Origin of the sequence: Pseudoalteromonas sp. S1727, assembly GCF_005886375.1 — a bacterium.
In the GTDB taxonomy this organism is placed as follows: Bacteria; Pseudomonadota; Gammaproteobacteria; order Enterobacterales; family Alteromonadaceae; genus Pseudoalteromonas; species Pseudoalteromonas haloplanktis.
On record NZ_PNDT01000041.1, the window covers coordinates 1 to 18,946 of the forward strand.

The window sequence follows — 18,946 nt, forward strand, 5'->3', positions numbered from 1 at the left end:
GATTTTATACCAATCGTGTTGAGTTACTGACCATTTATAGCGACAGATAAATGGAGTGATAACAAGGCATAAATTTTGACATGTAGTTGTTCTACATGAAAAATTTATAACGCAGTTAGCGCTTTATTTAGCCCGCTAGAATGGTTAAATATTTAAGTCGATTGGTATTAAATCGCGTCTTCGTCTTCTTCTGCCGTACGAATACGTACCACGCGCTCAACGTCGGTAACAAAAATCTTACCATCACCAATTTTACCGGTTTGTGCTGTTTTGACGATAACCTCAATTGCACGGTCAACATCGTCATCACCAAGCACAATATCAAGTTTGACTTTCGGTAAAAAATCAACCATATACTCGGCGCCGCGATAAAGTTCAGTATGCCCCTTTTGGCGACCAAAACCTTTTACTTCACTGACAGTCATCCCCGTAATACCGACTTCTGAAAGCGCTTCACGTACATCATCAAGTTTAAATGGTTTAATTATTGCTTCGATTTTTTTCATTGTTAGTTGCTGCTCTTATATACCCGATTGGGTCGATTCTAGACAATCCTGCAGCCCATAGCAAACAAAGCAATTGAATTACGGTGATTTAACCATCAACAATGGTATGATTGTTCCAATAGAAACAACTACACTTACGATTAAGTGATATAAAGCGCTATTAAATCCGCGCCAACCCTGTATCAGAGGTAAACATGAAAAAACAACAGCATGGCTTTACATTACTTGAGTTGATGGTCACTATTGCCATCGTTGGGATTGTAGCCTTAATAGCTATTTGGAATAGCAGTGATATGTTGGAGAATAATCGCGCCGAGAACTATTTATTAGAGTTAAAGCGTAACATCAGCTTTGCACGTGCAAAAGCAACCAGTACCGATTCACTCATTGTAGTGTGTAGTGGTGAAACCTCCAGAATCGAAAATGATCAAAAAGTAACTTGCTTAGATGACTGGAGTGAGGGTTCGATAGTCGTCTTTCATGATAGTAATAGTAATGGCGTTCATAACCCACGCAGAGGAGACATAATACTCAGAGTAATGGCAGAAATTCCAGAAACCAGTAAATTAAAATTCACTGGTGATTCGTCATTAATTTTTGATGCCAGTGGTCGTATCACCACAAACCCCGGTACATTCGTTTACTGCCCAAATAAAGATAATGAAAACAACAAAGAAATGGAAGTGAGCGTATCTGGCACCGCATTATACTTCGGAGATACCACAAATACCTGTGACTAAATCCCAGTTAACAACTTGCAACTACACCTAGCTCAACTACCATTAAAAGAAATACCACCTACGAGCTCTCACGGATGAGAAAAACAACCCTATCTAGCCCACACTCTGGTACGACACTTATCGAAATAATGGTGATAGTGAGTATTCTCGCTATCTTAGCTAACCTTGCTCTTTTTCATCTACACCCTTTTTTTGCACAAATTCGTCTTGAAAACTATGGCCACCTTATAAAAAGAACATTGAGTTTAGCCCGCACTAATGCAATTTCTTTAAATAGCCAGATCACAGTATGTAGCTTAGCGTCATCGGTTTGTGATAGCAGTCGCTGGCATCAAGGGCTTACTGTCTTTGTTGATAAGGATGAAGTAGGTGTATTTGGTGATAATGACACTGTCATTTTAGTCACAGAGGCAATCAATGAATCTGATATGCTTACTTACCCACGTGACGCAGTGACCTATAGACCTGACGGTACACCTAGGGGATTTGATAATGGCACGTTTGTGTATTGCGCCGAATATAAATCAGCTGAATTAGCTGGTATTGCCATTTCAGTCAGTACAACAGGAAAAACAACATTAAAAGACACTGAGCAATGCCAAACTAACTAACATGTGCTCTGAGCAATTATTTGCCCCAACACTTACTCGCATCGGCTTTCCCTTTAGCCGTTTTGAGCCCTGTATCATCAATAGTCAATGACGTACATTCATCATCTTGTAAAACAGGACCAGCCACTGGTGTGGCAGTAATTTTAAATGTTCCAGCATCGTTATCAACGATAGCCGAAAGCGTATAAAAACCATGTTCGGTTGGTGAAACTACATTTAGGTTGGCCAAGTTACTTGTATAAGTACGATTATCAACAAAAAACTGCTCTTGTTTATTAGCCGCATCAAGTAAAGCTGTAATCGCTTCAGTACGTGCAGTCCTTTTCACATGTTCAAAATAGCTTGGCAGAGCAATAGAAGCGATGATGCCAAGTATTGCTACCGTGATCATTAACTCTATCAAAGTAAAACCGTTTTTGTGTGTGTTTATGATACGCGCCATCTGTTTCTCACTTTATTTCTGGTTGGTCATAGCATAGCAATACGCCGCAACCATATTTATTCACTATCATAGGTCCGTATGCGAGTGAATGCAATTACTCGCTCGCTTAATGTATGCAGTTCATAGTATTAAATTAACCTAGCTATGGGGAGGAATATAGCCATAGTTTCAGCCCGGATTTTTAATTAATGAGAAATTATATCTTGTCTATACACATAAGTTTGCTGCAATTTAAAACCAAAAGCTTGTCCTTGGGTGTCATTTACTAATTTTATATGTCCATCCTCATCAAAACTAAGCTCAGGCCCTAAAAGCTCTTGCGGTATAAACGCCTTACTCGCCTGTAACTCAGTACCACCTTGAGTGGTATTTAACCATGGCCCCAAAAGCAAAAACTGGCTTTTCTTTATTATCGGCTCCATTGTGTCGTCACAGAGTTGATCATTATTTTCATCGACACATTGATCCATTGAACCAAAAAAGAGCTGTGGTGTATCAGGTATTTCTTGGTGTGTTAAATAAGCCAGTTGATCATAAACTTTAGTACCGTAGTGTAAGTGAAACGCATACATAGCCCCGTGACCTGTGTTATTTACACATTGCAGCTGTGTGTCCGTAGCCGCTGGTGTATAACTGGTAAAATACGCTACACCACCGACAACAGTTGCCGCAGCCAAAGACTTCTCCCCTAAACTAGGTAAATTATAGTACCAACCTTTAAAACTGCTCAGCTCCATTTCAAGTAGGTTAAAGCCTTCTAGATCATCAAGCTTAGCTGAAAAAGGATCAGAACTAATATCCATTAAATCATTTATTTTGATTGGTTCAGGTAAGCCATTGGGAAATTTCCCTGTTACAGTATTTATATCGCGGATCATATAAAGTTGGTCTTGTGTATTTGTCGATGTTGCGGCAGCACGATCACCACTGCCAATTAATACGGCATCAAAGGGGGTATTTTCACGTACATTGATCATTTTACCGCTATAAAACACACGACTAAGTCGACTAAATGAAGTTCGAGCAACCATAGTCTGAGTTAAAAACCGTCGCTTTTGAGTCGCTCGGTTACCACTAAGCTCCGCTAATTTATAGTGTGTCCAATAGTTCGTGTCAGGCATATCTACACGCCATATATTCCCTCCAGTATCTGCTACATAGAGGCGGTCTATATAACCATCATAGTTTGCATCAAAAGTAGCTACATCAGCAGCAATACTATCTACACCTTTAAAGCCATTCTCAGGTGTTAATGACCACACTTTTTCACCCGTACTCGCATCAACAATATAAACCCCTCGTCCTTGGCTATCGGAAGCTGCATACTCTTGGTCTTTATTTGTATCGTAACCCGCAGCAAAAATCAGTACGGGCTTATCCTCAAAGCCTGCTAGTTTGATATAGGTTACAACTGGCTTTGACCATGTTTGGCCTAATTCTTTAAAAGCACCACTCCCTCCTTGGATAGGGTGACTCCAAAGCAACTTAGGTGAATTGGGCACTGAGATATCGAGTCCATAATAATCCCGACCACCTCGGCGCAATCCAAAGAATGCCCATACTCTATCACCCTCATTTATGATTCCATTGCTATTCTTGTCATCTATAAATAGGCTGATAGGGCCATCAACACCATAGACTTTGTTATTTGCTTGATTTTCTCTAAGCGGCTTAAGAATGCGATACAAGCTACGAGGAATAAACGCCCAACTTTCTGATAATACTCCCCCCTTATCTTGAAACATATGCAAAAAACCAGCATTTGTACCAATAAGAATTCTTACATCACCATTTCCATAATCAATAGCAACTGGTTTTGAATGAAGGGGATCACCAAAAATATTAGCGCGAGTTTCAGCTCGATCATTGTTGTTATTTTCATCGTCTACATCAATGCCCCTCGCCCAGTTAATTGTTGCTTCAACTTGCTCGGGAGATTCATTAAATAACTCATCAAGTTCATCTAATTGCCCTTGTAACGCTGAAAATGTAAAAGGCAATAAACCAGCTGCAGAGTCTGTATAAATCGCTCTTTGTGTAAATTGCGATAACCAATAATTGACGCCTCCAGCTTGTAAGTCTGCTCCATCATTAGAGTGTGATGTCGGTAACCAAAAAGTACGACTATTTTGGCTGATTTTCCCTTCATCATCCAATGCCGCTTTTCCTGTAGCATCGACAATTTCTGCCCCAGACACTTGTAACTTTTTAAGATTACCTTGCCAGCGAGGGCCTAAATCAGGTTTAAACATTGTTAAATAAATACTATCTAAATGACGCGTTCTATCAGCGCCATTTGCGACAATCGCGGGGGAAGTAAAACTAGCATCCACTTTGCGAACTGTTTTCATAGTCGCGGTAAACGCATGATTTAGCTCATCAATAGACTCAGCTAAAAAATACTGCCCTCCACCTTGTTTTGCGGTTTCCATTAATACTTGCTCTGCATAACGAGGCATTCCTCGCCCAAACCCAACAATATGTACATTAACGAAATCTCTCTCGTTAGTTTCTGGATAGACATCATAATTATCAATACCTTGCCCATGTAAAAGCTTAGCCACTATTGGCAAATAGGTATTATTAAATTTCTCAGCTGAATAGCCATACATAGACTGATGTAGCTGTTTTATATCATTTTCACGGCTGTTTTCTAATAATGGCAGACTTTCTGTTAGTGACACTCCATCTGTTATTAGTACAACATTCACACGACTTTCGCAGCGTACTGCGGTATCACTTAACAACTCGAAAGGAGAAATATACTGCCCTTGCTTTTGAATTCTAAGATCAATTAGGTTTAACAGGTTAAGGTGGTCATACCCTACTCGTTGACCATGTAAGTAAAGCATAGCTTCATGTAACATTTCTGTAGCTGGACTTAAGTTAACCAGAGAGAGTAACCCCCAATCATCAATAGTCTCAATAATATCATTATGATCAGAGCCAAACCCATGAGCGACATAACCTCCTGCAGAGCCTAATACCCCTCCTAAGTTAAGTATGTTACTTAAATCTAAATTTAGCGGCCCGTTCGATTTTATAAGTGCAAAATCCACATCTGGATTATCATTTATTAGCTTTTTCATCGCTTTTTTTGCTGCAGATAACCGTGTCTCTGGACATAACTTAATGACCCCTAACAGGCCCTTACATTGTTTATTACTATTAATAGATAACGCCATACTGAGTGAGTTATCAAATACTAATAACACTCGTGGTTTATCATTATTTTCTAAATGATAAAGTTCAATATCCTCTGCCACGCAAAATTGACTTGTAGCAAAAAGCACAGTACCTAAAAGTAATGCTCTAAACCCATGAGTGAATTGAATCATAGTGATCACCCCTATCCATTTGAGAGTCTGCCAGATGAATACCCATACAGAAGACGGTCAACATCCTTAATGAGTACTACTTTAGTACAGCATAAATTCTGGCTTTAACAAGATAAAATAGTGATAAAAACGTATGAAAAACAACCAAACCAACCCTTTTTAACTACATCCAATTGATTAGATTAGAATATTAGAGCGTGTTTTAATTCGTGTTTTTATATTGAGTTTTAAGGAGGAAGTGGTAATTGATAGGAGCCGTTATAAGCCACGCAGTGCGTAAAAAATTATAAAGGAGTATTCGATAAAAACTGTAAGATATAGGTAGGTTTCATGCCACAAACTGGGTTAAAGAAATATATCAGACCCAGTTTTATAAAAACTGAGCCTGATAACAGTGTACAATTGCGGCAAAATTAAACTTAGCTGCCTAAGTTTGATGTGATTACAAACTCATATTTTGCCTAGTAGTTCAATTAAAACCCGAGTGAAGCCATGGCGTTCTGTTTTATCATTTGCCAACAGACACGTTTCACTATTATTTTTGGTTATCGTTGACCTCTCGCTTATAAATAAATGTTTGTTGCGTTTTAAAACCAAAGCCAATAGGTACTGCATCACTAACAAGCTTGATTTTACCATCCTCATCAAACGAAATACCTGGACCGAGGATCTCTTTTGGCACAAATGGGTTTTTCGCACTCAGTTCAGTTTCCGTCGCTTGTGTTTTCTTAATGCCTGGTCCAAGTAATAAAAACTGGCTTTGCTCATTACAGTCATCGTCATCACACGTTTCTGTGCTACCAAAATAAAGTTGTGGCGTATCTGGTACATCATTGCTCGTCACATAGCGTAGTTGATCATACACTTTACTACCATAATGCAAATGGAACGCATATAACCCACCACTTCCACCACTTAAAGAACATTGATTAATCGTGGCATCTTCAGAGGCCGGTGTAAAACTAGTATAGTAAGCGACCCCGCCCACGACGGTTGCTGCTGCAAGTGATTTCTCACCACTGCCCGCTAGGTCATAGTACCAGCCACTGGCCTTGCTTAATGTTACTTCGGCTTTAGTGAACTCATCTATATCATCAAGTGCGTTCGCAAATGGGTCATTATCCACATTCATAAGATCGCTTGGTGTAATAGCCACTGGTATGTCATCCCCCACAAATGACTTAGTTACAGTGTTGATATCACGGATCATATAAAGTTGATCTTGGACAACAGTCGATGTTGGCTTTGGCCTATTACCACTGCCTATTAATATCGCGTCAAAAGGAGTATCTTGGCGCGTTATAGATGTTTTATTATTGTCCGTAGTACTGGTTACTTTACTAAACATAGTACGTGCGACTACAGGCTTATAAAAAAAGCGTCTATCTTGACTAGCCGCAGTGCCACCCAGTTTTGCTAATTCAAAATGAGTCCAGGGACTTTCACTATCTGTAGGACTTGCGCTAGGCATATCAACTCGCCACACACTACCTGCGGTATCTGTCGCATATAAGCGATCTATGTAACCATCGTAATCAGAGTCAAGTATTGAAACAGTTGCCGCAATACTGTGCTTACCTTTAAAACCAGTGTCAGGTGTTAGCTCCCACACTAACTTACCATCTGAGGCATTTACAATATATATACCTCGTCCTTTTCTATCATTACTGAGCGACACATTATCTTTATTAGTGTCGAAACCTGCACCAAAAATCAATACAGGATCATCTTTTCCTTTAATGTAAGACACCGTAGGTGCTGACCATGTTTGCGCTAACTCTTTATAGACTCCACTACCGCCTTGTATTGTCCACATTAACCTCGGCGCATCAGGGTTCGTGATATCTAGAGCATAATACTGATCACCACCACGGCGCATACCAAAGAATGCCCATACACGATCACCTGATTCAACAACACCATCACGGTCTGCATCATCAAAAAACACTGTTATTGGCCCATCAACACCATACACTTTGGTATCAGCTTGATTTTCACGTAAAGGAGTTAAAATTTTATATAAGCTACTTGGAATAAATGACCATGTTTCACTAACAGCATCACCTTTATCTTGGAACATATGCAAAAATCCTGCATTAGTCCCAATCAAGATGCGTACGTCATCATTACCATAATCAATCGTTACTGGTTTTGAATGTAATGGATCCCCAAAAATGTCCTGACGCTGATCACGGGTTGAACCATCTTTATCTTCGTCATCTACATCAACACCACGTGCCCAATCAATTGTAGTACCTACATTGGTTATATTCGTACCAAAACTTGTGGCAAGCTTAGTAAGCCCCCCTAATGCGGTCTGTAAAATTGAGCTTTTAAATTCAATCAAGCTTCCTTGAGGTGAGTCAGTGTAAACCGTTCGTTCAGCTAAAAGAGTGAGGTGTAAATTAACACCGCCGCTTTCCACCGAGTTACCATCTGCTGCGGTGTTAGGGGGTAGCCAAAAGGTATGTGCCGTTGATTTGATCAACCCATCATCATTAAGTGCAGGATTACTTTTAGCATCAACAATCTCTGTACCAGAGACTTTTAATTTTTTTAAATTTCCTCGCCAACGAGCGCCCGTTTCGGGATAGAACATGGCATAATAAATTGATTCACGACTACGTGTTTGATCTACATTATTACTCGCTATAGAAGGGGAAGTAAAAGTATCATTTACTTCTCGAATATTTGTGACGAACTTCTTAAATGCCGCGGACAATTGCTCTGCTGTATCTGCATGTTCGTACTGACCTCCACCGAGTTTCGCAGTCTCTTCTAATAGTCTTTTACCTGAACTACTCATTCCCGAACCAAAGCCGATAGTATAAACGCGGCCCGTTTCGTGAATATCTGGAGTTTGCGGGTATAAGTCAACGATAACTTCCTCAATACCTGCCTTTTTATCGGCATCTACACCATGAATTACTTTAGCTAGTTGATGAAGATAGTTACCATTAATACCGTCATTTCTCATCACCAGAGGACTACCGAAATACTGTTGATGAAGTGCGCTAATGGCATTATCAGCATCACTATCAGCACCATTACCAGAGGGATCTCCATCTGTCATAAAAATAATATTGACCGAGTTATCACACCGTTTTGCTTCCTCGGTACTATCATCAAAAGGGGAGATATACGTATAGTTATATCTAGGATTCCACCAGTTACCAGTGACCTTAACACTTTCTATACTAGTATCTCTTTGTAGCGTACTAACATTTTTCCCAAAATATACATCTCTACCAGTGATATACAGGTAAGCTTCCCACAATGTTTCTGTCAAAGGTGTTCCGCCATCTGCAGGTAAGTTTGCAATGGTTGTTTTTATTGTCGAAGTTGACGAACCAATGCCTGACAGCACATAACCACCACTGGTACCATTAAAACGCATTAAGCCAAAATCGATATCTTCATTTTCATCAACCAACTGGCTCATTGCATTTCGCGCAATGCCTAAACGGCTGTCACTACACAGTTGATACAAACCATTTCTAAATCCGCAATCACGTCCACTACTAGTAGAAAAAGCCATACTGCCGGAAGTATCAAAGATTATTAATACCCGCGGCCTTTCATCAAGTTCTACATTATGATTTACATAAAGTTCAATATCTTCAGCATAACCGGGCATACTCAAAAGCACGGTACTACCGAGTAAAATACTTACTACTAATTTTTTAAATTTCATCATCTTTACTCACTTACCCACCCGTGTTCAAGCTTGCCATTTCTTGAGCAATGCCTGACGTTACGGTAATGGTATGTTTACTTTTTGAACCGTACGTTATAGTGCTATTTACTTGCACCATGTTGCATGAAATCCCCGCAGTAAAATTAAACTTCCGTGGACACGGTAAATCCAGTGCGCCGCTATTCAAATTACTCATAGTACTGACCGTTTCATCCACTTTGGCTAACGCTATTTCACCATTAGGTATTTGTGCTCGAGTATATAAAAAATGACTTGTACCACCTTTATTAGCTTCAGTGGCAATAATTTGCTGTACATCCCCCATAAGGGCGTTCTCAGCTTCTTCTCGCTCAAATGCAGCATTGGTAATTTTCATATCAACACTACTGCTACTCATCAGTGTCACTGCAATTCCTGTTACAGCAACGACCATGATCAGTGCCACGATAAGTACTACACCCTGTTGTTTTGAGGCTAATTTTAAATGCGCCATAAATTTGCTCCTACATTATTTAAGCGGATCGTGGTGGTAAATAATGCACGACGAAACTTATCGTTAAACTCTAAAACACGCTGGTTTGCATCTTCACCCAGTGTGTAGGTTTGATTTAACTGATTTAGATCAGCATCTTCTTGCAATGCCCGCACTAAAATGAAAACTTGTACGGTTAATATCCCACGACGATTTTCCCAATCTGTTGCTGTCATATTATTAACGCTTCGATAAGTATCCACTCGGCTATCATTATTGGTATCTAAACCAAATAGAAAACGCATGTTTTCAACACCTTCCATAATTGTTTCAGCGATCATTTCACCACTTGGTGCTAGTCGGCGACGCATCAATACCGGAACACTCACGTTTTTCTCATTAAGCTTGTAACTTCTCTTGTCAATATAATAAACATGATGGCGATAACGCCAAACCGTCGCGTTACCATTAATTGAAGCCGCTGCGATTGGTCCTTTGCGAAATTCAGCTTGCTCTTGTTCGGCGATAAAATAGTAATTATCTGTATCGCTATCGGCAGGGTTAATTTGTAAACCTTCTAAAAACTTAACCTGTAAGATATCGGTATCATCTTGTGCATTGGGGATACAATTAAGCTGAGCACCACCTGTGGACTCAATTGCATATATTGAACGAAAGTTACTGTTTGCGTTAAAAACGGGAAAACTGCCATTATTTAAACCTGCAGTACAATCTGGTGCTGGGTTTGGTAATGTATCAGTGTTTTCTTGGGAAAATGAGTCTTCATAAAAAGTGCCCCAAAAACCAACTTGTTCGATATCACGTTGCATAATATTTAACGCCAAACGACCTGTTTCTTGTAGCTCCCCAATCGTCATGGTATCTCTGGTGGTCACTTTCATACTGATGTAAGTAAACATCACGCCACCAAGTACTAAACCACCAATAAATAACGCCACCATCATTTCCACTAAAGTGAAACCTTGCTGCTTCATATTAGCTCCTCAAATAAATATAGCTTTTTAATACCATTACACGGCGAGTGTTACTTTCTTCACCACACGATATTGCTTTTGTATCAGCACTGGCGGTGATCTCCTGACGGCCTTGCCAACTAACCACGACTTGAATATTAAATGCTTTACCATCACCGCCTGCTACAGCCGTATTTTCTATGCAAACCGTTGCATCATCCAAAGCGCCTGTATTTTCGCGGGCCTGAATTGCACGGATCCACTGCTGGCGATCAAGGGCTGCAATTTCTGCAGAACTACACGTGTCGGTATAACAGGTTCGGGACTGCTCAAGTGCTGTATTGCTGGTAAATGTGCCATTGTACTGAGTGATCACTCCCACTCTGTCATTAGCACGCATTCGCTGGATCATATCATTACCCAGTGCTACAGCCGCTGCACGCTGCATAGAGTCAAAACTGGCCTGTTTAGCTTTTGCTTGTAATGCGACCGCACCAAGTAAACCAAAGCTTAAAATCACAAATGCGATTAAAACCTCGACTAAGGTAAAACCCTGTTGCGGTGAATAATTGATGGACTTCATAGCACACCTAATATAAAACTACCTGACTCTAAGCATATGCGAGCAGTGTGTATATACAAGGAACTAAAGGATGAACGGTTATATTTATTGATGAATGGTTCAAACAATACAGATGAATAACTTTAAAGCTGCTCTTTAACTGTTTTATAAGCTCGTCTGCTTACCGGCAATAAACAGCTACAGTCTTTTATAACCACTACGTGGCTGCCATCTTCGGCTCTTTTTAATGCCACTAACCGTGATTGATTGACTAATATTTTACGGTGAATTCGTAATAACTGTGTTGGATAAGCTTGTTCAAGCTGCTTTAAACTCTGATCAATCAGTGCTTCACCGCTTGTGGATATCAAACGCGTGTATTTGTCTTCAGCCATAACATAACAAACATCTTCGAGTGCCACACTGCGTGTAACTCCCCCAAGCTGAAAACTAATAGTGACTGGGCGCTGCTTTTGCACATGAGCACGTGTTAACCGGCCAAGCTGCTCTATGGTTTTAGCCAAGTTTTGCTCTGTAACAGGCTTTAGTAAATAACCCGCAGCACTGAGCTGTAATGCCTCTAGAGCATGTTCTGGATGAGCCGTAACAAATATTATTGCTGGTGGAATTGGCAATTTATTCAATTGTACTGCGACTTCTAAGCCGCTCATTGCAGGCATATCAACATCGATAAATACAATGTCTGGGGCATATTGTTTTATTTGTTGCAGAGCACTATCGCCATTACTGGCCTGTACTACATGCTGATAGTCTGGGTAATGAGCCAGTAAACGCTGAAGGCGCGCACGCGCTAACGGTTCGTCATCCACTATAAGTACTTTCATACAGGCTCTTTTGTATAATTAGTTGTCAACGGCAGCACCAACTTAACCCGAAAAATTTCATCGCGGGTTGTCATTGTCAGCTTAGCATGACCTCGATAGTAAAGGTCTAAACGTTGGCGAATATTATCTAGGGCCATACCATTACCAGGGCGTTTTTGCTGCTGCGCTGAGATTGGGTTTTCTACTAGAATAACTAATGAACGTTTACTAACATGCAACTCAACGTAAATCGTCGCGCCAGACAATGACGGCTCGACACCATGACAAACGGCATTCTCTAATAGTGGCTGGAGTGTTAAGCATGGAATGGTTACATCCGGTAACTGCTCTGGTAATTGCCAGCTCACTTGTAAGCGCTCAGCAAAGCGCCATCTTTCAAGCGCAAGGTATTGTTGAGTCAAGGTAATTTCGTCGCTTAGTGCAGTTTCTTTGCCAACCCGCATAGCGGCTTGTGACAAGGCAGCAAGCGCTAAAATTGCTTGCTCAGCAGCTTGCGGATCGCAATGTGTCAACTCTGCGGCAGTATTAAGGCTGTTATATAAAAAGTGTGGTCGAATACGCGCCTGCAAAGCATCCAACTCAGCACGTGCTAAGGCATTAGTTTGTTGATCTTTCTCAAAATGAATCGTTAAAAACTGGATAAATAATGCGGTGACTAAAAACACAACTAATAAGTTTCTTAAGATAAACTCATAGTTGTTTTGTTGCACAATAAAGTCACTTGCAAACTCAACTAATAAGCCACTAAAAATAGCTGTGGTCATTAATAATGAAAGCATTAACGCACTCATTTGCAGAGCGTGTTTTAAACGCAGCAGGTGTGTTCGCAGTATATAAAGCCAAGTTAGGCTAGATAAAAAGGTTAGGTGTAAAAACAGGCTGATCACCCCAAGGCGGATCCAAATATCATCAGCCGCTGTTGGAGCAAATGCAAGTATGGTTGCAATAACTTGTGCAACGACTAAAGTGGCAAGTACACCACGCTCTTTAAAAAGAGCTGCAAAAAGCAAAGTATGGGTTTGCACCGACTTGCTCATTGCTCGCTCCTTAAAAAAATCCTGTCTGTACGCTAAGGTTAGCGTAGCTCAACAGGTACGGCAAATACGATGTTTTCTTCTTCGCCAGGGTTTTCAATAACCTGTTTACCACCTAATTCTTTCAGGCGATTAATCACTTGTTGAACGAGCACTTCTGGCGCCGATGCACCCGCAGTAACACCAACAGCTTGGGCGTTAGCAAACCAGTGATCTTCAACATTGCTTGCATCATCAATTAAATAAGCAACAGTGCCCATTTTATCTGCAAGTTCGCGTAAACGATTTGAGTTTGAGCTATTTTTAGCACCAACAACAAGTAGCACATCAACTTTATCTGCTAAATCGCGTACCGCATCTTGCCGGTTTTGCGTGGCATAACAAATATCATCTTTACGTGGGCCATCAATTGCTGGAAACTTAGTTCTTAAGCCATCAATAACGTCAGCAGTATCATCAACTGATAGCGTAGTTTGGCTACAATAAAATAAGTTATTAGGATTTTTAACATTTAACTTGGCAACATCCTCAGGGGTTTCGACTAAATAGATACCGCCTTTAGGATTATTATATTGCCCCATAGTCCCTTCCACTTCAGGATGACCATGATGGCCAATTAAAATGCACTCAATGCCTTTACGACTAGCTCGAGTGACTTCCATATGGACTTTAGTTACTAATGGGCAAGTAGCATCAAACACTTTAAGCTCTCGGCGCTTTGCTTCACTGCGCACGGCTTGCGATACACCATGCGCACTAAAGATGACAATGCTATCGTCTGGTACTTGGTCTAGCTCTTCAACGAATACCGCACCACGTCTTTTTAAACCATCCACTACATAACGGTTATGTACCACTTCATGGCGTACATAAATTGGTTTTTCAAAGATATCTAACGCACGCTCAACGATGCTGATCGCACGGTCTACCCCCGCACAAAAACCACGCGGGTTTGCCAATAAAATATCCATTAGCCATTTACCTCTAAAATATCAACTTCAAAGGTTAAGCGCTGACCTGCAAGCGGATGATTAAAGTCAATCGTCACAGACTCACCTTGTACTTCGCGGACAACGCCCGGTAATTCAGTGCCGTCAGGTTGCGTAAATGCAATGATTGAACCAATTGTTGCAGGTGTTTCTGGGCCAAACTTACTGCGCTCTACATAGTAAATGTTATCTGGATTTGGTTGGCCAAATGCATCTTCTGGCTCAAGCTCAAATGACTTACTGTCACCGGGTGCTAAGCCAAATAAACACTTTTCAAAGTTAGCAGTTAAACTGCCATCACCCATAGTTAATTTAGCAGGCTTATTGTGTACTTTGGTAGAGTCAGCTGCTGAGCCATCCGATAACTTAATTGAAAAATGAAAAATAACTTCTGATTTTTCACCGATAACCACTTGGCTCATACTTTTTGCTCCTTTGGGCTTTCGCCTGTAAAGGCATCAAATAATAATAATGCAGCACCAATACAAATAGCACTGTCGGCAATATTGAATGCTGGAAAATGCCAATTGTTATAGTGCACATGTAGAAAATCAATAACATAACCATAGCTAATACGGTCATATAGATTACCAATTGCACCCGCCAGTACCAGTGAGTAAGCGCCACAAAGCACTTTATTCGTTGCCGGTAAACGTTTTAGCCACCAAATCAACAATACGCTGATTGATACTGCAATAATGCTTAAAAACCAGCGCTGCCAACCACCCGCTTCACTTAAAAAGCTAAATGCAGCTCCATAGTTGTGCACGTAAGTAAGATTAAAAAACGGCAAAATATCAATTGAATCACGTAAGTTCATGGTATTTACAACCAGTGTTTTTGTAGCAAAGTCTACTACTAACAGTAATAGACTTAACCATAGCCACACTAAACCACTTTTTTGGGCTAGTTTGCTCACTAAATACTCCTATGCGAACTGACGCGTCTCGCCTTCGCCATCAACGTTACTCACGCAACGACCACAAATCTCTTCATGAGCAGGGTTTGAGCCCACATCATCACAGTAATGCCAACAACGCTCACACTTTTGAGCATCAGTTGCTGATACTGCAATATACAAGCCTTCAATCTCTGTAGATTGGGTGCCCTCTGGCTGTGCATCAACTGCCGTTACAGTCACTTTAGAGGTTAAAAATACAAAACGTAATTCATCGCCCAGAGCGGCTAATTTCGCAGCAAGATCAGCATTAGCATAAAGCGCTACATTGGCTTGCAGCGTTGCACCAATTACATCTTCTTTACGTGCCCCTTCAAGCACGCGATTTACTTCATCACGCACGTTTAGAATAGTTAACCAGTCATCATTACTAAACTGACCTTCGCTTACGGCTTTTAAGCCATCATACCAAACTGATGTGAATACGTACTGATCACGTTCACCCGGTAAGGCCTGCCAAATTTCCTGCGCCGTAAAGCTCATAATTGGCGCCATCCAACGCGTCATCGCCTCAGCAATATGATACAAGGCAGTTTGACAAGAACGACGAGCATGACTGTCACTTTTAGCTGTGTACTGACGGTCTTTAATAACGTCTAAGTAGAATGAGCCCAGCTCACCTGTGCAGAAATTCATTAGCTTTTGCGTTACTTGCAGCATTTGATAGCTTTCATAAGCCGCTAAGATTTCATCTTGCAGTTGCGCTGCTCGGCCTACAATCCAACGATCCAATTCAACCATATCGTCAATAGCGACTTGATCTGTCTTAGGATCAAAACCACTTAGATTAGCTAATAAATAACGACTGGTATTACGAATACGACGGTAGCGATCCGCTGAACGGTTGAAGATTTCATCCGATACAGTCATCTCTGCCGTGTAATCAGTTGACGCAACCCATAAACGTAAGATATCAGCACCGAGTTTGTTCATCACATTTTGCGGTGAAATAACGTTACCTAACGATTTTGACATCTTGCGGCCGTTTTCATCCACAGTGAAACCATGGGTTAACACTTGACGATAAGGCGCATGGCCATTAATTGCCACTGATGTCATCATTGATGACATAAACCAACCACGGTGTTGATCAGACCCTTCAAGGTATAGATCAGCAGGACCAACTAAGTCTTCACGAGCATCAACCACACACGCATGGGTCACCCCCGAATCAAACCATACATCTAAAGTGTCTTGCACTTTCATGTATTGCTGCGCATCAGCTTCACCAAGTAGCGTTGCAGGCTCTAAATCATACCATGCTTGAATACCTGATTTTTCAACCAGTTGAGCTGCTTTTTCAATGAGTTCTTGCGTATTAGGATGTAAAGCACCGGTGTCTTTATCAACGAATAAAGCAATCGGTACACCCCATGTACGTTGGCGTGAGATACACCAATCAGGGCGTCCTTCAACCATGTTGGCAATGCGACTTTCGCCCCACTCAGGCAACCACTGGGTGTTTTTGATCTCTTTTAATGAGTCTTGACGCAAATTAGCCTGATCCATGCTGACAAACCATTGCGGTGTAGCGCGGAAGATAATTGGCGTTTTATGGCGCCAACAATGTGGGTAACTATGCGTTAGCGCATGATGATGCATAAGCGCATTCCGCTCAATAAGCACCTCAACAACACTGGCATTGGCTTTAAATACGTGTTGTCCTGCGAACAATTCTGTATCCGGTAAATACACACCATTTGCGCCAACTGGGTTAGCTACTTCTAAGCCATATTGTAAGCCAGCTACAAAGTCTTCTTGACCATGCCCAGGTGCTGTATGCACGATACCAGTACCTGAGTCTGTCGTAACGTGTTCAGCAACAATCACTGGCACATTGAAGTCATAAAACGGGTGTGCGACTTGTAAATTTTCAAGTGCTGCGCCGGTTACATAACCTAATACATGGTAGTGGTTAAAACCATAACGATCCATGGCGTCTTTAACCAGCTCTGAACCTAAAATCAAACGCTGCTGTGCACCTTCGTCATCAACTTGTACTAAGGCATATTCTAAATCAGCATGTACAGCCACCGCGCGGTTAGCAGGCAGTGTCCATGGTGTGGTGGTCCAGATCACAGTACTTACGGTGCCAGTACCCTCATGATCCGCTTTTAAATCAAACGCACTAACAACAGCCGCCTGATCAACAAATTCAAAACGTACGTCAATCGCTGGTGACTGTTTATCTTGGTATTCAACTTCTGCTTCAGCTAATGCTGAACCACAATCAGTACACCAATGCACAGGTTTTGCACCTTTGTGCAGATGGCCTTTTTCAATGATGCGACCAAGTACACGAATTGCATTCGCTTCAAAGTCAAAGTTCATGGTTAAGTAAGGCTTATCCCAATCAGCAAACACACCTAAGCGTTTAAAATCAACTTTTTGGCCTTCGACTTGTTTTTTAGCGTAAGCACGACACTTTTCACGAAATTCAGCTGCGGTTACTTTAACACCAGGTTTGCCTACTTTTTTCTCTACCATTAATTCAATTGGTAGACCATGACAATCCCAACCTGGTACATACGGCGCATCAAAATCAGATAAAGTTTTTGATTTAACAATAATATCTTTTAGAATTTTATTTACTGAATGGCCTAAATGGATATCGCCATTTGCATACGGAGGGCCGTCATGCAAAATAAAGGTTTTTTTACCTTTTTTAGCGTTGCGAATTTGACCATATAGATCGTCTTCATACCATGTTTTAAGCATTTTTGGCTCACGTTGTGCCAAATTGCCGCGCATTGGAAATTCTGTTTCCGGTAAATTCAAAGTATGCTTGTAGTCGCTCATTAATCCTAGTTTCCGTATCGGCTACCTAATTTAAACCAAAACACTGTTTAGCGGCAGCAACATCAGTTGCTATTTGTGCCGTCAATTGTGTTAATGTCTCGAATTTTTTCTCATCGCGAAGTTTTTCAATCAACTCCACGTGCATAAACTGTCCGTAAATATCTTGCGCAAAGTCAAATAAATGAACTTCTAATAATGCGCGTGTTCCATTAAATGTGGGTTTGTTGCCAATATTTGCAACCCCATACACTGTTTTATCGTTTAATGTTACTTGTACCGCAAAGACCCCATTTACAGGGCATACCTGACGCTTTAACGCGATATTTGCAGTACGAAAACCCAGTTCTCGGCCACGCTTCCAGCCATGGATCACTCGCCCTGATATTGCATAGTCATGGCCAAGCATTGCTTTGGCTTGCACTAACTGACCGTCAGCGAGTGCTTGGCGGATCAAAGTGCTGCTTACTCTAGCATTTAATTGTCGAAAACTCGCAGTGCTTTTTACATCCATTTGTACCGCTTGGCCCATCTTAGCAAGCAAACTAAAGTCCCCTTGCCGCCTTTTGCCAAAACGAAAATCGTCCCCAACCGTTAATGCTTTAACGCCAAGTTTATTGATCAATATCTCTGTCACAAATTGCTCAGCCTGCATATTGGCAAATTGTTGATTAAAGCTAATGCAAATAACACGCTCTACACCTAACTTAGCTAATAAACGTAGCTTGTCACGAAGTCGTGTTAGTCGAGCTGGAGCATTGTCTTTTGCAAAAAACTCTTGCGGTTGCGGCTCAAATAACATTACCGTGCTAGGTAGGTTATATTTTTTAGCGTCATTGAGTAACCCATTCAGTACTTCAGCATGACCTAAATGCACGCCATCAAAATTACCAATGGTCAACACGCAACCATAATGCTGCGTACGTATATTGTGAATACCTCTAATTAACTCCATGCCACCTAATGCCTTAATGAGCGTTAT

The 18,946-nt window shown here is 41.1% G+C and carries 16 protein-coding genes; 2 read left to right on the plus strand and 14 right to left on the minus strand.

Annotated elements, in window-relative coordinates; genetic code table 11:
- Positions 1-167: 167 nt before the first annotated feature.
- On the minus strand, positions 168-506 hold the full coding sequence (glnB, locus tag CWB85_RS11065; protein ID WP_016708914.1) for a nitrogen regulatory protein P-II: 339 nt from the start codon (positions 504-506) through the stop codon (positions 168-170).
- A gap of 194 nt (positions 507-700) precedes the next feature.
- On the opposite strand from glnB, the gene CWB85_RS11070 reads away from it, so the two are divergent.
- Together CWB85_RS11070 and CWB85_RS11075 are read left to right on the plus strand one after the other, a co-directional pair.
- The gene (locus CWB85_RS11070) at positions 701-1,246 is read left to right on the plus strand and encodes a GspH/FimT family pseudopilin (protein ID WP_016708913.1); all 546 of its coding nucleotides are present in this window, start codon (positions 701-703) and stop codon (positions 1,244-1,246) included.
- Positions 1,247-1,320: 74 nt separating this feature from the next.
- Positions 1,321-1,857: a GspH/FimT family pseudopilin gene (locus CWB85_RS11075; RefSeq protein ID WP_016708912.1), complete on the plus strand. Its 537-nt coding sequence runs from the start codon at positions 1,321-1,323 to the stop codon at positions 1,855-1,857.
- Positions 1,858-1,873: 16 nt separating this feature from the next.
- Here CWB85_RS11075 and CWB85_RS11080 read toward each other — a convergent pair whose 3' ends face one another.
- The 13 genes from CWB85_RS11080 to ribF all read right to left on the minus strand — a co-directional run bounded on the left by CWB85_RS11080 (position 1,874) and on the right by ribF (position 18,919).
- Positions 1,874-2,299, minus strand: a complete 426-nt coding sequence (locus CWB85_RS11080; protein WP_016708911.1) for a type IV pilin protein — start codon at positions 2,297-2,299, stop codon at positions 1,874-1,876.
- 185 nt (positions 2,300-2,484) lie between these two features.
- Positions 2,485-5,637, minus strand: a complete 3,153-nt coding sequence (locus CWB85_RS11085) for a pilus assembly protein (RefSeq protein WP_138554909.1) — start codon at positions 5,635-5,637, stop codon at positions 2,485-2,487.
- Between the two features lie 535 nt (positions 5,638-6,172).
- Complete coding sequence (locus CWB85_RS11090) at positions 6,173-9,331, minus strand: pilus assembly protein (RefSeq protein WP_029216150.1); 3,159 nt, start codon at positions 9,329-9,331, stop codon at positions 6,173-6,175.
- 13 nt (positions 9,332-9,344) lie between these two features.
- On the minus strand, positions 9,345-9,827 hold the full coding sequence (locus tag CWB85_RS11095) for a pilus assembly PilX family protein (protein WP_016708908.1): 483 nt from the start codon (positions 9,825-9,827) through the stop codon (positions 9,345-9,347).
- Positions 9,815-10,801, minus strand: coding sequence for a PilW family protein (locus tag CWB85_RS11100; protein ID WP_016708907.1), 987 nt, complete (start codon positions 10,799-10,801; stop codon positions 9,815-9,817). The genes CWB85_RS11095 and CWB85_RS11100 overlap by 13 nt, the downstream gene beginning before the upstream one ends.
- Position 10,802: 1 nt before the next feature.
- Positions 10,803-11,363: a type IV pilus modification protein PilV gene (gene pilV, locus CWB85_RS11105; RefSeq protein WP_138554910.1), complete on the minus strand. Its 561-nt coding sequence runs from the start codon at positions 11,361-11,363 to the stop codon at positions 10,803-10,805.
- A gap of 122 nt (positions 11,364-11,485) precedes the next feature.
- On the minus strand, positions 11,486-12,187 hold the full coding sequence (locus CWB85_RS11110) for a LytR/AlgR family response regulator transcription factor (protein WP_138554911.1): 702 nt from the start codon (positions 12,185-12,187) through the stop codon (positions 11,486-11,488).
- Positions 12,184-13,224, minus strand: coding sequence for a sensor histidine kinase (locus tag CWB85_RS11115; RefSeq protein ID WP_138554912.1), 1,041 nt, complete (start codon positions 13,222-13,224; stop codon positions 12,184-12,186). Before CWB85_RS11115 ends, CWB85_RS11110 begins: the two co-directional genes overlap by 4 nt.
- 38 nt (positions 13,225-13,262) lie before the next feature.
- Entirely contained in the window at positions 13,263-14,192 is a 930-nt protein-coding gene (gene ispH, locus CWB85_RS11120; protein ID WP_016708903.1) for a 4-hydroxy-3-methylbut-2-enyl diphosphate reductase, read from the minus strand.
- Positions 14,192-14,632, minus strand: a complete 441-nt coding sequence (gene fkpB / locus CWB85_RS11125) for an FKBP-type peptidyl-prolyl cis-trans isomerase (protein WP_016708902.1) — start codon at positions 14,630-14,632, stop codon at positions 14,192-14,194. Before fkpB ends, ispH begins: the two co-directional genes overlap by 1 nt.
- Positions 14,629-15,129: a signal peptidase II gene (lspA, locus tag CWB85_RS11130; protein WP_016708901.1), complete on the minus strand. Its 501-nt coding sequence runs from the start codon at positions 15,127-15,129 to the stop codon at positions 14,629-14,631. The genes fkpB and lspA overlap by 4 nt, the downstream gene beginning before the upstream one ends.
- 9 nt (positions 15,130-15,138) lie before the next feature.
- On the minus strand, positions 15,139-17,967 hold the full coding sequence (gene ileS / locus CWB85_RS11135; RefSeq protein ID WP_016708900.1) for an isoleucine--tRNA ligase: 2,829 nt from the start codon (positions 17,965-17,967) through the stop codon (positions 15,139-15,141).
- Between the two features lie 25 nt (positions 17,968-17,992).
- Complete coding sequence (gene ribF / locus CWB85_RS11140; protein WP_016708899.1) at positions 17,993-18,919, minus strand: bifunctional riboflavin kinase/FAD synthetase; 927 nt, start codon at positions 18,917-18,919, stop codon at positions 17,993-17,995.
- Positions 18,920-18,946: the final 27 nt, after the last annotated feature.

Bases quoted from the DNA above. Each gene is read 5' to 3' on its own strand.
- CWB85_RS11080 (WP_016708911.1), bottom strand. From the start codon at position 2,299: ATGGCGCGTATCATAAACACACACAAAAACGGTTTTACTTTGATAGAG.
- CWB85_RS11085 (WP_138554909.1), bottom strand. From the start codon at position 5,637: ATGATTCAATTCACTCATGGGTTTAGAGCATTACTTTTAGGTACTGTG.
- CWB85_RS11090 (WP_029216150.1), bottom strand. From the start codon at position 9,331: ATGAAATTTAAAAAATTAGTAGTAAGTATTTTACTCGGTAGTACCGTG.
- CWB85_RS11075 (WP_016708912.1), top strand. From the start codon at position 1,321: ATGAGAAAAACAACCCTATCTAGCCCACACTCTGGTACGACACTTATC.
- glnB (WP_016708914.1), bottom strand. From the start codon at position 506: ATGAAAAAAATCGAAGCAATAATTAAACCATTTAAACTTGATGATGTA.
- CWB85_RS11095 (WP_016708908.1), bottom strand. From the start codon at position 9,827: ATGGCGCATTTAAAATTAGCCTCAAAACAACAGGGTGTAGTACTTATC.
- ileS (WP_016708900.1), bottom strand. From the start codon at position 17,967: ATGAGCGACTACAAGCATACTTTGAATTTACCGGAAACAGAATTTCCA.
- ribF (WP_016708899.1), bottom strand. From the start codon at position 18,919: ATGGAGTTAATTAGAGGTATTCACAATATACGTACGCAGCATTATGGT.
- CWB85_RS11115 (WP_138554912.1), bottom strand. From the start codon at position 13,224: ATGAGCAAGTCGGTGCAAACCCATACTTTGCTTTTTGCAGCTCTTTTT.
- CWB85_RS11070 (WP_016708913.1), top strand. From the start codon at position 701: ATGAAAAAACAACAGCATGGCTTTACATTACTTGAGTTGATGGTCACT.
- CWB85_RS11100 (WP_016708907.1), bottom strand. From the start codon at position 10,801: ATGAAGCAGCAAGGTTTCACTTTAGTGGAAATGATGGTGGCGTTATTT.
- pilV (WP_138554910.1), bottom strand. From the start codon at position 11,363: ATGAAGTCCATCAATTATTCACCGCAACAGGGTTTTACCTTAGTCGAG.
- fkpB (WP_016708902.1), bottom strand. From the start codon at position 14,632: ATGAGCCAAGTGGTTATCGGTGAAAAATCAGAAGTTATTTTTCATTTT.
- ispH (WP_016708903.1), bottom strand. From the start codon at position 14,192: ATGGATATTTTATTGGCAAACCCGCGTGGTTTTTGTGCGGGGGTAGAC.
- CWB85_RS11110 (WP_138554911.1), bottom strand. From the start codon at position 12,187: ATGAAAGTACTTATAGTGGATGACGAACCGTTAGCGCGTGCGCGCCTT.